Below are 13501 nucleotides of genomic sequence, written 5' to 3' on the forward strand. Positions count from 1 at the left end.
CGCGACGACGTCTTCCGACCGCACGGCTCCGGTCCCGTCGTGGAGCGGGGGCAACCGGTCTCGCCTTTTCGGGCACCCACCGTGCCCCCTGGCCTGCTGACTCGGCGCCATCGCCGCGTTTAAAGTCCGCGAGTGAGCCTGTGGACTTCCCTCGAGCCCGCCTCCGCAACTGTGGACCCGGGTGGTAGTACGACAGTACGGCTGCGACTGCGCAACACCGGTGACGTGGTGGACGAGTACCGCTTTGAAGCGGTGGGTCCCCTCGCGCCCTGGACCGCCGTGGAGCCGCCTTCGCTGCGGCTGTATCCGGGTACGACCGGGACGGTGGAGCTGACGTTCTCCCCGCCGCGCACGCCGGACGCGACGGCGGGGCCCAATCCGTACGGGGTGCGGATCACGCCGACGGAGCACCCGGACGCGACGACGGTTCCCGAGGGGAACCTCACCATCACCCCGTTCTCGGAGGTACGGGCGGAGCTGCTGCCGCCGACGGTCAAGGGCCGGTTCCGGGGGAAGCCGCGACTGGCCGTGGACAACCTGGGCAATACGAAGCTGACGGCGTCGTTGAGCGGCAGCGACAACGGTGATCAGCTGTCGTACGAGATACACCCCAGCAATGTGCAGATCGAGCCGGGCCGCGCGGCGTTCGTGAAGACGACGCTGAAACCGCGGCAGATCAGCTGGTTCGGCTCGTCCGAGCAGCGCCCCTACACCCTGGCGGTGCAGCGGTCGGGGGTGGCGCCGCTGGACGTCGAGGGCGTGTACGTGCAGCGGAGTTTCCTGCCGCGCTGGCTGGCGGGCTTCCTCAGCGTCTTCCTGGCGCTGGCGATCGCGTTCGTGCTGATCTGGATCGCCTACAAGCCCCAGGTCCGCACCGCCGCCACCGAGATGTCCCAGGACACCGTCGCCGGCACGCTGCCGCCCGCCGATCCCTCGTCGACCGCCCAGGCACCGAAAGCCCCGTCCGCCGAGGCCATGGCGCCCCCGGCCGCGACGGCGACGCAGGAGGCGGATGCGGGCGGCGACGGAGCCGGGTCGGGGTCCGGGGGCGGGGGCGGCGGTTCCGAGGCGGAGGAGACCGAGGCGGCGGAGGAGACGGCGGCGACCGCCGTCCAGCGACTGGCCGCGGACGACCCGGGTGGACGGCACATCTGCTACCGGGTCCACGTGCGGGGCACGGGCTGGAGCGACGTCGCGTGCGACTACGCGGAGGTGGGCACCCCGGGCTCGGGGACGATCACGGCCGTCAACGTCGCCGGGTACGGAGTCAACGGCACCGGCGGCAACGACTTCGTCCCCAACCCCGGGTCGGCCGACAACGAAGGGACGTACAACGGCCCGGTGACGGCCGCCGCCGACGGCGAGGACCTCTACATCGGCAGTACCGCGGCTGACGCTCCGAACCTGCTGGGGTTCGGCATCTACGTCGACAACGGCAACGACACCATCTGCCAGAGCTCCTACGTCCACGACGACACCTGGACCAACATGCACTGCGACAAACCCGGGAACGACACGGACGGTCTGACCTTCACCTACGTCGGCGCCCACAAGAACGACCAGTGGATCGAAGCGGTCAAGCTCAAGGTGTGATTTCTGTACCCGCGAGAGGAGAGTTTGCCGAATTTCGCGGGCAACTTTAATACGGCGGCGGGCCGAGCGTAATTACTCAACACGCACGGTCCGCCGCAACGTGCTACTGTCGTCCTCAGTTGCAGTCGTGGTTCCCGAATTCCATGTGACGCCGGTACTTTTTCCGGGCGGGGTGATCATCGCGGCGACGTGGTTTTCGCGCAGTGCGGATTCCGACCCACCCTGAAGGAGTAACAACATGGCTACTGGCACCGTGAAGTGGTTCAACGCGGAAAAGGGCTTCGGCTTCATCGAGCAGGACGGTGGCGGCGCCGACGTGTTCGCCCACTACTCGAACATCTCTGCCCAGGGCTTCCGTGAGCTGCTTGAGGGCCAGAAGGTGAGCTTCGACATCGCGCAGGGCCAGAAGGGCCCGACGGCCGAGAACATCGTCCTCGCCTGACGCCTGCGCGCATTCTGTCGCGCATTCCGTAGCTGGGGCCCGCATCCTTCGGGGTGCGGGCCCCAGCTGCTTACGTTTTTCCTCACCGCATCCGCATGACACCCGCATTCGGCTCGTTCTCGCAATTCTTGCTGCCTGTTCCCGGGCCGTGCGGAATTCCTTGATATGTGCCGCATACCGTCAAGGAAGGTTCCGTATGAACCGCACACGCCCCACCCACCGGTTCCGTTCACCGGCCCCGAGCCGCCGGCCCGCCGCACGCCAGGGCGAGTTCGCGCTGCCCGAGACGATCACCCCGGCGTTGCCCGCCGCGGCGAGTTTCGCCGACCTCGACATGCCCGCCGGGCTGCTGGGCGCGCTCGGGTCGGAGGGCGTCACCGTGCCGTTCCCGATCCAGGCCGCGACGCTGCCGAACTCCCTCGCCGGGCGTGACGTACTCGGCCGCGGACGCACCGGCTCCGGCAAGACCCTCGCCTTCGGGCTGGCCCTGCTCGCCCGTACCGCCGGGCAGCGCGCCGAGCCCCGGCAGCCGCTGGGCCTGGTCCTCGTACCGACGCGGGAGCTGGCGCAGCAGGTCACCGACGCGCTGACGCCGTACGCCCGGGCGGTGCGGCTGCGGCTGGCCACCGTCGTGGGAGGGATGTCGATCGGCAGGCAGGCGACCGCGCTGCGCGGCGGTGCCGAGGTCGTCGTCGCCACCCCCGGACGCCTCAAGGACCTCATCGAGCGCGGCGACTGCCGGCTGGACCAGGTCGCCGTCACGGTCCTGGACGAGGCGGACCAGATGGCCGACATGGGCTTCATGCCGCAGGTCACCGCCCTGCTCGACCAGGTGCGCCGGGACGGTCAGCGCATGCTGTTCTCCGCCACCCTCGACCGCAACGTCGACCTGCTCGTACGCCGTTACCTGAGCGACCCCGTCGTGCACTCCGTCGATCCGTCGGCCGGGGCGGTGACGACGATGGAGCACCACGTCCTGCACGTCCACGGCGCCGACAAGCACGCGGCCACCACCGAGATCGCCGCACGCGACGGCCGCGTGATCATGTTCCTGGACACCAAGCACGCCGTCGACCACCTCACGGCGCACCTCCTGAACAGCGGGGTACGGGCCGCCGCCCTGCACGGCGGCAAGTCACAGCCGCAGCGCACCCGTACGCTGGCGCAGTTCAAGAGCGGGCACGTCACCGTGCTGGTGGCGACCAACGTCGCCGCGCGCGGCATCCACGTCGACAGCCTCGACCTGGTGGTCAACGTCGACCCGCCGACCGACCACAAGGACTACCTGCACCGCGGCGGCCGTACGGCCCGGGCCGGCGAGTCCGGCAGTGTCGTCACCCTGGTCACCCCGCACCAGCGCCGCGCCATGAGCCGGCTGATGGCGACGGCCGGCATCGTTCCGCAGACCACCCAGGTCCGGGCCGGCGCGGAGGCCCTGCACCGGATCACCGGCGCCCAGGCACCCTCCGGCGTCCCGGTCGTCATCACCGCGCCGGCAGCGTCCGAACGCCCCAAGCGCGGCCCCGGTTCACGCGGCCGGCGCCGCCCGGCTCCGGCAACCCGGCGCACGTCGTCCGCACGGCGGCCGGCCCCCGGCGCGGCGGCCTAGCAGCGCCGGGCGCCGCGGCGCCCGTAGCCAGGCAAGCTGATCCATCTCTCCAGGAGGCACCTTTTGACGCTGGTCCAGACGCATCCCCGCACGCCGTGCGCCCACGCCGGGCGCCGGACGGCCGCCGATGCCATGGACGGGGCCGGGCCACAGGTGTGGGCCGACATGACCGTCGAAGTGGCCCTGTCCGTCATGGCCGCCGCCCGCACGGGGCACCTCGTCGTGCGTGACGAGGACGGCCGGTTCACGGACCTGGTCTCCCGGGCGCGGCTGACCGCCGTACGGGACGGTCGCGGCTACACGGACCGGGTCCGTCTGCGGGACGTCGTCGTCGAGGACGCGCCCTTCGCCTCGCCGCTGAGCACGGTGGCCGAGGCCGAGCGGGCGATGCGGGACCGGCGGCTGGGCGCCCTGCCCGTGGTCGACGCCGACGGCAACGCCCTGGGCGTCCTCGTCCTCACCCGCTGAGACCACTCCCCCGCGTCAGGCGTCCGTCGTACGGCCGGCTCCGGCCTCACCGCGGCGCAGCTCCTCGTTGATACGCCGGGCCTCTTCGAGCTGGTCCTCCAGGATGATGATGCGGCAGGCCGCCTCGATGGCGGTGCCCTGGTCGACCATCTCGCGGGCGCGCGCGGCGATGCGCAGCTGGTAGCGGGAGTAGCGACGGTGTCCGCCCTCCGAGCGCAGCGGCGTGATCAGCCGGGCTTCGCCGAGGGCGCGCAGGAAGGCCGGCGTGGTGCCGAGCATCTCCGCCGCCCGTCCCATGGTGTAGGCGGGGTAGTCGTCGTCGTCGATTCGGTCGAGCGGTGTGTCTGCGGTCATCTGCACCTCTGAGGAACCTGTACGGGCGTTCGGTGGGGGCATGCGTCGAGCACGCGTCGAGGGGCCTTGGTGCCGTACGGCACCAAGGCCCCGAGGGATTTGTAACACCACCGGCCGGGTTACTGCGGTACCGGCCTGCCTTTTGCGTGCGTGACCGTGGGACCACCTTCCGTTCCGGGGCCGGCTTCTTGGTAGTACTGCGGTCCTGCGTTGGTACTGCATGCGGGCAGTTCGTGTCTGCCACGCCTCCCTGACTTCTGGCTACAGCACATACGTTAACCCTGTGATCCGCGAATGTCTACAGCGACCGCTGTAGCTTTCCTGCATCTGGGGGAACGTGGATTCGGAAAGTGTCCCGAATGATTCGACTCCGGGTGAGGGAACCAGGCATGGAACCCTCGGTCGATCAAGCCACCACCCTGCGGGTCTCTCTTCACGCAGCCCTGACAGACACAGCCACAGGGCCCTCCCGTCGACCTCCCGAATGTTTCGGACTCGCTACCGAAACCATTGACAGTTGACGAGAGCACCTCAACACTGCCCGCCATGGACATCCCACCCGCACACCCGACACACCGCGGACACCGCTTCCGGCTGTTCGTCAGCGCCCCGTGCGCCCCGGTACCGGCCGCCATCGCCGCGCCCGGCATCGCGCACGCCGACGCGGTCGTCACCACGAACCAGACCGGCACGAACAACGGGTACTACCACTCCTTCTGGACCGACGCCCAGGGCACCGGGGGACCTCGATGAGCAGCAGACCGCACCTCGCCCGTTCCGCGCGTTCCCTGGTGACCAGGCTCGTCGTCGTCGCGACGGCCGCCGCGGCCACCCTCACGGCCCAGACCACCGCCCAGGCCGCCGACCGGGCCACCGCCGCTCCGGCGCGGGCCGCGGCCTGTACCGGGTACGTCGGGCTGACCTTCGACGACGGCCCGTCCGGCAGCACGCCCGCCCTGCTCGACACGCTCCGGCAGAACGGGCTGCGGGCCACCATGTTCAACCAGGGCCAGTACGCCGCCGCCAACCCGGCCCAGGTCAAGGCGCAGGTCGACGCCGGCATGTGGGTCGGCAACCACAGCTACACCCACCCGCACCTGACCCAGCTCAGCCAGGCCCAGGTCGACTCCGAGCTGGCCCGGACCCAGCAGGCGATCGCCGGCGCGGGCGGCGGGACGCCGGTCCTGTTCCGGCCGCCGTACGGCGAGACCAACGCGACCGTGCGGTCGGTGGCGGCCAAGTACGGGCTGACCCAGGTCATCTGGGACGTCGACTCACAGGACTGGAACGGCGCCAGTACCGACGCCATCGTCCAGGCGGCGGGCCGGCTCACCAACGGTCAGGTCATCCTCATGCACGACTGGTCCGCCAACACGCGCGCGGCGATCCCCCGGATCGCCCAGGGCCTCGCCGCCCGCGGACTGTGCGCTGGGATGATCTCCCCGCAGACCGGGCGTGCCGTGGCACCGTCCGACGGCGGCGGGGGCGGTGGCGGCGGCGGTGGGACCGGGTGCAGTGCCACGCTGTCCGCCGGGCAGCAGTGGAGCGACCGGTACAACCTCGACGTCACCGTCTCCGGAAGCAGCGACTGGACCGTCACCATGAAGGTCCCCTCACCCGCCAAGGTCCTCTCCACCTGGAACACCAGCACCAGTTACCCCGACGCCCAGACCCTCACCGCCCGCCCGAACGGCAACGGCAACACCTTCGGCGTCACCATCCAGCACAACGGCAACTGGACCTGGCCGACCGTCTCCTGCACGGTCGGCTGATCTCGTTTCAAGCGATACGTCCGTGACACGGCCGTCCCCGCGCCCCGACGGCGCGACCCCTCCTGGGTACGGCCGAGCCCTCTCGGCAAGGTCGGCGCACTGGTCGAGAGGGCTCCGCGGGCGTACGAGCGCGGTTACTGCTTGACCGACGCCACGAAGGCCGACCAGGCGTTCGAGGGGAAGGCCAGCGCCGGACCGGCCGGGACCTTGGAGTCGCGGACCAGCATCGCCGTCACGACGGGGGACTTCACCTCGACGCAGGCGCCGTTGCCTCCGGAGTAGGAGGACTTGGTCCATGCGTCGGTGGCGCCCTGGAGAATTGCCATGTTCTGCTCCGATTGCGAGTTCTGATCGTTGGCGCGATCGACGCTACTCGCCGTCCTCCTCAAACGGAGCAGCCGTTCACCCGACCGGATGGCATGTTCCAGGTGCGTCTCCAGTTCACGGTCCCAAGGGTGTAAGATCCCCGCCGCTCCGCGGGTCGCAGGCTCAGCGGGCGTACTCCTTCGCCACGTCCTCGATGCGCCTGCGGGACTCGTCCACGTTCAGCGCCTGCGCCCTCAAGTGCTCGTACATCACCGTGTACTTCTGCACATCGTGCGCCTTCTCCAGGTACAGGTCGCTGGTCACGCCCTCGATGTAGACCACGCTGGAGTCGGCGGCGTCGGCGAACTCCAGGATCGAGTACTGGCCGTTGACCCCGGGGTGCGCGCCGACGTCGAACGGCAGCACCTGCACCGTGATGTGGGGCTGCTGGGACATCTCCGCGACGTGCTCCAACTGCTCGCGCATCACCTGGCGGTTGCCGACGACGCGGCGCAGACACGCCTCGTCCAGGACCACCCACAGCCGCAGCGGACCGTTCTCGGAGGTGATGCGCTCCTGACGCCGTATGCGGACGTTCACCCGTTTCTCGACGTCGGCGGCGGGGGTCTCCGGCAGCGCGCCCTGGATGAGCGCCTCGGCGTACGTACGGGTCTGGAGCAGGCCGGTGATGATCTGCGGTTCGTAGACGCGCAGCGACTCGGCGTCGGTCTCCAGGCCGATGTAGACGCTGTACGGGATGTCGCCGAAGGCGTGCCACCAGCCCTGCTGGCGGGAGTCCTTCGCCATCTGCATCAGCGAATCGACGATGCGCTGGTCCTCGACCTCGTACACCCCGCACAGGTCCCGGACGTCACGCTGGCTGATGCTGCGCCGGCCGTTCTCCAGGCGGCTGATCTTCGACTGCGACACCAGCAGCCGCTCCGCGACCTCCTCCGCCGTCATGCCCTTCACCTCGCGGAGCCGGCGCAGTTCCTGGCCGAGCCGGCGCCGCCGGACGGTGGGATTCACATTGGACGCCACGGGACGTGCACCTCCGGCTGCGTGCCTCGTACTTGGTACTTGACTTGCCACTTTGCGTATCTGCTGTTGAGCAGACTGCCACCAAGGTGCTTGCTACCGCTGGGAAACGGTCGATATGCGCCGCGTACACGCCAGTTCGGAAGGCCACCCGTGCGCGCGGCGGAACGCGCATGCGGCCGCGCGGGGCGGCGGGACCGGGTCGTCGTCCGGACGTCGGTCCTGTCGCCCCGCGCGGCCAGCGGCTCCCGGACCGGTCTCGGGGACTGTCGTGCGGCGGCTCGGGGTGCGGGTGGTGCGGTGGCACTGTGGTGCGGTGGTGCGCTGGTGCGGTGACCCGGTGGTTCTGTGGTGCGGTGGCGCGGCGGTGCTGTCGTTCGGGTGGTGCTGTCGTGCGGGTGGTGCTGTCGTTCGGGTGGTGCTGTCGTGCGGGTGGTGCTGTCGTGCGGTGGTGCCCGGCTCAGTGGGCCGCGGCGCGCGCCATGGAGCCGCGGCGCGGTTGCGCCGGAACGCCACGGGCCGGCTCCGGTACGGGCCTGGCTCCGGGGGCGGCCTGGCGGCCGGCCGGGGCCGGGCTGCGGCGCGGCTGGGCCGCGACGCCGTTCTGGACGTCCATCACGGCGTGTGCCACGAGGCCGCCCATCGGGTCGTGCCGGATCAGATCCCGGAGGCGGGAGCGGGAGGACCGCCCCTCGTTCCCGGGATAGAGGTGCTTGCCGAGCCCGACCGCGTGCGCCAGCGCGGCGAGCGCCGCGGTCCGCGGGTCCGGCGGTACGCCGGTGCGGATCGCGGAGTCCAGCCGGGCCCTGATCTCCCGGCTGATCGCCGTGTCCGTCGCCTGGTAGCGCGTCGTCGGCAGCACCCCGCACATCTGACCCGCCACGGCATGCACCATGCCGCACCGCTCCAGATGCGAAAGGTACGTCTGGCGGAGCCCCAGCCGGGGCCCGCCGATCCAGTGGACGGCCCGTACCGGAGCGCCGCGCCTTCGCAGCAGCTCCAACGCGCAGTCCAAGGTCGGATCTCCAGTCGGCCGTGGTGCCACCACGGCGATACGATCCCCGTCTGGGGCTATCCGTCCGGCCAGCGCCAGCTCGACGAGCTGCGCTCCGGCCAGACCGAGGTCGAGCGACTGCGGCTGCGCAGTGGTACCCGTGGCCGGGTCCAATGCCAGCAGCAGAAGCTCCTCCGGAAGTGTTCTGCGGCTCCTGCCCATCCATGCCTCCCCGCGTGGATGACAGACAGGGTGACCCCTCTCACATTGGTCTGTCGAGGGTGCGTGACCGCTTCGTAAGGGAACCGGCAGGTATGTCGTTCTCGTCTACCGCTTCGGTCAAGCCCGTACACAGGACACTGGTACATGGTTCGGACAGCGCCTGAGGGCGGGGTCCCGGGCGGCGGTTCACGGTTCGGTACGCGCACGCGGGGCGTGCGGCGCATGGAGGAGGCATCGGTGGCGGGCGAGTCCCCCGACAGGTCGAAGCAGCGCGAGTCGTCGGCAGAACAGACGTCGGGGAGCGTGGGTCCGGTTCCCGAGGCCCGGACGGAGGCCGACGAGGCGCGTGATCCGCGGCTGGCGGTGACGCGGGAACCGGAGACGCGGAGCGCCGCGGCGGGCGGTGGCGTCGATACGGCGACGCGGGTGCGGTCGGCCAGGGAGGCCGAGGCGGACACGGACTCGGGCACGGACGCGGACGCGGAGACCGGCTCGGGCACGGACGCGGATGCGGACGCGGAGACCGGCTCGGGCACCGGCACCGGGACCGACCCGGAGGTGGGCGCGGTCGCCGGCTCGGAGGCCGAGGGCGCCTCGGAAGCCGCGGACGGTGACGGGCGGCTGCCGAACGCGGTGGCCTCCTGGGTACGGCCGGCGGCCCCCGGGGACGCGGACGCCGGGAGCACGGCCGACGGCGGGAAGGGTGCCCAGGAGGGCGAGGAAGACGCCCAGGAGGCCCTCAGGGCGCCCGAGGACGCCGACGACCGCCCCGGGGCGGGCTCCGGCGCGTCCGAGGGCGCACAGGGCCGTGAGAAGGGCCTCGACGCGGTCGGCTCCGCCGAGGAGACGGGCGACACCGACGGCGCCCGGTCCGACGAGGCCGCCGACGAGGCCACCGACGAGGCCACCGACGAGGCCACCGACGCCGACGCCCGTGGCGGCAGCGCGGCGGACGCAGACGCCGACGCCGACGACCGTGGCCCCGACGCAGATGCAAACGCCGACGGCGAGGCCGAGTCCCCCGACCAGCCCACCGCCGTCTTCAAGGCCCCCCGCCCCGCCGCGCCCCCCGTCGACCAGCCCACCACCATGCTGAAGCTGGGCGGCGCCCCGAAGGCGGCCAAGGAGACCCAGGAGGCCAAGGAAACCGCGGCGGAGAGCCCGGACAAGGGCGAGTCCCCCGCCGAGCGGACCAGCAAGTTCGTCGCGCTCAAGCCGCTGGACGACCCGGCGGTCCGCAAGCCGTCGCAGGCAGGCCCGCAGGCCACCCCGGAGACTCCGGCCCCCACTCCCACTCCCGCCCCCACCCCCGCCCCCGCCGCCGAGGGCTTCGAGCGCACCCGTCAGCAGCCGCTGCCGCCGAAGCCGCCGCTGGACCTGCTGGCGGAGCTGACCAACACCCCGCCGCCGCCGGAGACGCCGCTGCGCACGGCCTGGCGGCGGGTCAAGATCTGGACGCCGCTGGTCCTGCTGCTGGTGATCGTGTTCGCGGTCGTACAGGCCGTGCGCCCGCTGCCCACCCCCACCCTCCAGCTGACCGCGCAGGAGACCGTCGCCTTCGGGGGCGACGAGCCCTCCATGCCCTGGCCCACCCAGGGACAGGCGGCCATGGACGTCAACGGCATCGGCAGCTTCGGCACGTCCGGCGACCAGAAGCCGGTCCCGATCGCCAGCATCGCCAAGGTCATGACCGTCTACCTGATCCTGCGCGACCACCCGCTGAAGACGGGCGAGAAGGGCCCGGAGATCCCGGTCGACGCGGCCGCGCAGAAGCACTACGAGACCGGCAAGGCCGAGAGCGAGTCGGTGGTGAAGGTCACCGAGGGCCAGAAGATCACCGAGTACGAGGCGCTGCAGGCGGTCATGCTGCCGTCCGCCAACAACATCGCCAAGCTGCTGGCCCGCTGGGACACCGGCAGCAGCTCCGAGGACGAGTTCGTCGCGAAGATGAACAAGACCGCCAAGGAGCTGGGGATGAAGAACACCACGTACACCGACCCCAGCGGCCTGGACAAGACGACCGTCTCCACCGCCGAGGACCTGGTGAAGCTGGGCCGCGCCGCGATGGAGGACCCGGTCTTCAAGGAGATCTCCCGGCAGCCCAGCTACGTCGACCTCAACGGCGACCAGCAGAACAACTTCTTCGGGCTCGTCCCGACCGTGGCCATCGGCATCAAGACCGGCACCACCACCGCGGCGGGCGGCAACATCCTCTTCGCCGCGGAGAAGACGGTCGACGGCAAGACCCAGACGATCATCGGCGCGGCCCTCGGTCAGTTCGGGCAGAACGGCACCGCCAACATCGACGAGGTCACCGCCGTCGTGCGGGGGCTGATCGAGGCGGGGCAGGACGCGCTCACCGCGAAGACCATAGTGAAGAAGGGCGCTGTCGTCGGGCAGGTCGACGACGGTCTGGGCGGTACCACCCCGGTGGTCGCCACCAAGGACGTCTCCGCCGTCGGCTGGTCGGGGCTGACCGTGAAGCTGGAGCTGGACGAGCCGAGCGACGGTTCGGTGCCGCATACGGCCAAGGCCGGCACCGAGGTGGGCACGCTCACCGTGGGCGACGGCAAGAGCAGCACCGTCAAGGTGCCGGTCGCCCTCGGGGAAGACCTCCTGGAGCCCGCCTTCGCGAACAGGCTGACGCGCGTCTCCTGACTCGTTCCCCCTCCCCCACTACGAGCGCCCTGTTCCGGTCCCCCGACCGGAACAGGGCGCTCGTCAGCGTTCCGTCTCCTCGCACTCCAGCGGCTTCTCGCGGGACGGTCCGCCGTACAGGGAGCTGATCCGTACGTCACCGGCCTCCCGGACGGTCAGCCGGGTGAACTCCCCCTCGGCGGTCAGGCAGCCGTTGTCCGCCCACAGCCAGGGGGAGTGGGCGACGCGGACGGTGACCGTGCCGGGTCGCGGCATGTGGACGACGAGGTTGGCGCCGTCGGAACTCACCACCGAGGCGGGCGCGTCGACGAGCGGGGTGGCGTCCTTCACCCGGTAGATCTTCCAGTTGGCGTCCTGCCACACGAGGTCCAGGTAGTCCGGTTCGCGGCTCACCAGCGCGTGCTCCAGCTCCGCGGGGCCGTCCGGCTCGCCGTTGACGAGGACGACGAAGCCGACGGCCCACTCGGAGAGCCAGGCGCGGTAGGCCCGGGAGGTGAAGGTGCCCTCGGGCACCTCCGTCCCGCCGTGTCCCTCGTAGAAGAGGCGGCCGCGTTCCACGTCGGCCTGGCGGTTCCAGCCGCGGGCCATGTTGACGTACGGCGCGAGGATGGCGGCCTCGCGGTGGTCGCGGGCCGGTACCACCTCGACCCTCGTCCGCCAGGCGTCGAGGCGTTCGAGTTCGTTGACGACACCGTCGGTCTTGACGGCCCACTCGGGCACCTTGGTGTTGGTGACTATGTCGGCGGTCGTCTTGCCGGACAGCCAGACCAGGGACAGGCCGAGGGCCACCGCGCAGCCCACTCTGCGCCACCGGGGCGTGAGCCGGACCAGCGAGCGCAGGGCGGACGGCGTGCCGTCCCCGTCCGCCGCGCCGTCCCACCGGTGCATCACGATGGCGAGCAGGGCGGCGGGCGCCGCCAGTTCCGTGAGCCGCTCGACGTTCGTGCCGATCGGCGAGGCGATCAGGTAGCAGAGCACCACCCCGAGGGCGTAGACGGCGGCGCCGTACCGCAGCAGCCGCCAGGCGCTCGGGGCCGCCAGGACGACCACCGCGCACAGCAGGACGGGCGGCCAGACGCGCCCGAGCGCCATGGGCTGCTCGCCCTCGAACGGGAAGAGCAGCGTGGTCGTGGCGACCACGGCGACCGGCGGCAGGAGGAGGGCGAGGGCACGGCCCCACTCGCGCGTCAGCAGGAAGGCGGCTCCCACGACGACGAGGAACAGTCCGGCGACCGGGCTGCCCATCGTGGCCAGCGTCGTGGCCAGCGCCGCCGCCGTGAGGTACCGGCCGCCGCGCCCGCTGACCACGGCGAGCACGGCGCCCATGGCGAAGGCGGTGCCGAGCATGAAGGTGGAGCGTCCGGACACCACCTGGCACCACAGCGAGAACATCACCGCCAGCGCGGGCCACAGCGGCTTGCGCACCCCCGTGCGCTGGACCAGCGCACCGGCGCACCACGACGCCGCGAGTCCCGACAGCAGGGTGACGGGCACCACGCCGAGGGCGGCCATCAGGTACGGCGATATGAGGCTGTAGTTCGCGGTGTGCAGTCCGCCGTACCAGAACAGGTTGTAGGCGTAGCCCGGGTACATCCTCGCGAACTCGGCCCACGCGACCTGCGCCGCCAGGTCGCCGCCGCCGGTCGCGAACACCGCTCCCCACACGCCGTACAGCGGCAGGGAGCACGCCAGAACGATGAGGGGGACGCGGTTGCGCTCGTACCAGGTCGGGGGATCCTGCGTGGACTTGTCGCGCAGCACGGGGCGGTGCGGGCTCAGCTCGGCGAAAGCCACTGCGGCAATCCATTCGTGTGTGATTCGTACGGGACGTCTCGCTTTCCCGTAGACGCTAATCGACCATCACTCGGTTGGCCGCAGGGGCCTCCGGGCCCGCCGTTGCGGCCCGCCGTCCGCACTCCCGCGACGGGGCCCCGCCCGTGACCCGACCCGCCGTTCACATCAATGAACGCGGGTCACCAAGCCGAACTTCTTTGCTTCCTCTTGACTCTTCGCTTCCTTGTCATGCCCACCGCACCGCACTCACG

The 13501-nt window shown here is 71.1% G+C and carries 12 protein-coding genes; 7 read left to right on the forward strand and 5 right to left on the reverse strand.

What is annotated here, in order from left to right; all coding sequences use genetic code 11:
• Positions 1-132: 132 nt before the first annotated feature.
• The 4 genes from ACZ3IG_RS19540 (at position 133) to ACZ3IG_RS19555 (ending at position 4112) form a co-directional block, all read left to right on the forward strand.
• Positions 133-1593: a COG1470 family protein gene (locus ACZ3IG_RS19540; protein ID WP_467433484.1), complete on the forward strand. Its 1461-nt coding sequence runs from the start codon at positions 133-135 to the stop codon at positions 1591-1593.
• Positions 1594-1831: 238 nt separating this feature from the next.
• Positions 1832-2035 carry a cold-shock protein gene (locus ACZ3IG_RS19545; protein WP_073934532.1) on the forward strand — a complete coding sequence of 68 codons (204 nt, stop codon included), beginning with the start codon at positions 1832-1834 and terminating at the stop codon, positions 2033-2035.
• Between the two features lie 196 nt (positions 2036-2231).
• Positions 2232-3644, forward strand: a complete 1413-nt coding sequence (locus ACZ3IG_RS19550) for a DEAD/DEAH box helicase (RefSeq protein ID WP_467433486.1) — start codon at positions 2232-2234, stop codon at positions 3642-3644.
• A 63-nt stretch (positions 3645-3707) separates the two neighbouring features.
• Positions 3708-4112 carry a CBS domain-containing protein gene (locus tag ACZ3IG_RS19555; protein ID WP_467433488.1) on the forward strand — a complete coding sequence of 135 codons (405 nt, stop codon included), beginning with the start codon at positions 3708-3710 and terminating at the stop codon, positions 4110-4112.
• Positions 4113-4127: 15 nt separating this feature from the next.
• On the opposite strand, the gene ACZ3IG_RS19560 is transcribed toward ACZ3IG_RS19555, so the two are convergent.
• Positions 4128-4466, reverse strand: coding sequence for a MerR family transcriptional regulator (locus tag ACZ3IG_RS19560; RefSeq protein ID WP_467433490.1), 339 nt, complete (start codon positions 4464-4466; stop codon positions 4128-4130).
• Positions 4467-5012: 546 nt separating this feature from the next.
• On the opposite strand from ACZ3IG_RS19560, the gene ACZ3IG_RS19565 reads away from it, so the two are divergent.
• Together ACZ3IG_RS19565 and ACZ3IG_RS19570 are read left to right on the forward strand one after the other, a co-directional pair.
• A complete protein-coding gene (locus ACZ3IG_RS19565; protein ID WP_467433492.1) occupies positions 5013-5219 on the forward strand; it encodes a hypothetical protein in 207 nt (68 codons plus the stop codon).
• A complete protein-coding gene (locus tag ACZ3IG_RS19570; protein WP_467433494.1) occupies positions 5216-6238 on the forward strand; it encodes a polysaccharide deacetylase family protein in 1023 nt (340 codons plus the stop codon). The genes ACZ3IG_RS19565 and ACZ3IG_RS19570 overlap by 4 nt, the downstream gene beginning before the upstream one ends.
• Positions 6239-6372: 134 nt before the next feature.
• Here ACZ3IG_RS19570 and ACZ3IG_RS19575 read toward each other — a convergent pair whose 3' ends face one another.
• The 3 genes from ACZ3IG_RS19575 to ACZ3IG_RS19585 all read right to left on the reverse strand — a co-directional run bounded on the left by ACZ3IG_RS19575 (position 6373) and on the right by ACZ3IG_RS19585 (position 8798).
• Positions 6373-6564 carry a DUF397 domain-containing protein gene (locus ACZ3IG_RS19575; RefSeq protein WP_403537357.1) on the reverse strand — a complete coding sequence of 64 codons (192 nt, stop codon included), beginning with the start codon at positions 6562-6564 and terminating at the stop codon, positions 6373-6375.
• Between the two features lie 163 nt (positions 6565-6727).
• A complete protein-coding gene (locus ACZ3IG_RS19580) occupies positions 6728-7585 on the reverse strand; it encodes a helix-turn-helix domain-containing protein (protein ID WP_437087093.1) in 858 nt (285 codons plus the stop codon).
• Between the two features lie 457 nt (positions 7586-8042).
• The gene (locus ACZ3IG_RS19585; RefSeq protein ID WP_467433496.1) at positions 8043-8798 is read right to left on the reverse strand and encodes a GOLPH3/VPS74 family protein; all 756 of its coding nucleotides are present in this window, start codon (positions 8796-8798) and stop codon (positions 8043-8045) included.
• Between the two features lie 237 nt (positions 8799-9035).
• Between ACZ3IG_RS19585 and ACZ3IG_RS19590 the strand changes: the two genes are divergently transcribed.
• Positions 9036-11456, forward strand: a complete 2421-nt coding sequence (locus tag ACZ3IG_RS19590; RefSeq protein ID WP_467433497.1) for a D-alanyl-D-alanine carboxypeptidase — start codon at positions 9036-9038, stop codon at positions 11454-11456.
• Positions 11457-11519: 63 nt separating this feature from the next.
• Here ACZ3IG_RS19590 and ACZ3IG_RS19595 read toward each other — a convergent pair whose 3' ends face one another.
• Positions 11520-13250: a hypothetical protein gene (locus ACZ3IG_RS19595; RefSeq protein WP_467433499.1), complete on the reverse strand. Its 1731-nt coding sequence runs from the start codon at positions 13248-13250 to the stop codon at positions 11520-11522.
• Between the last annotated feature and the right edge of the window lie 251 nt (positions 13251-13501).

The organism is Streptomyces sp. NPDC016677, assembly GCF_055562815.1.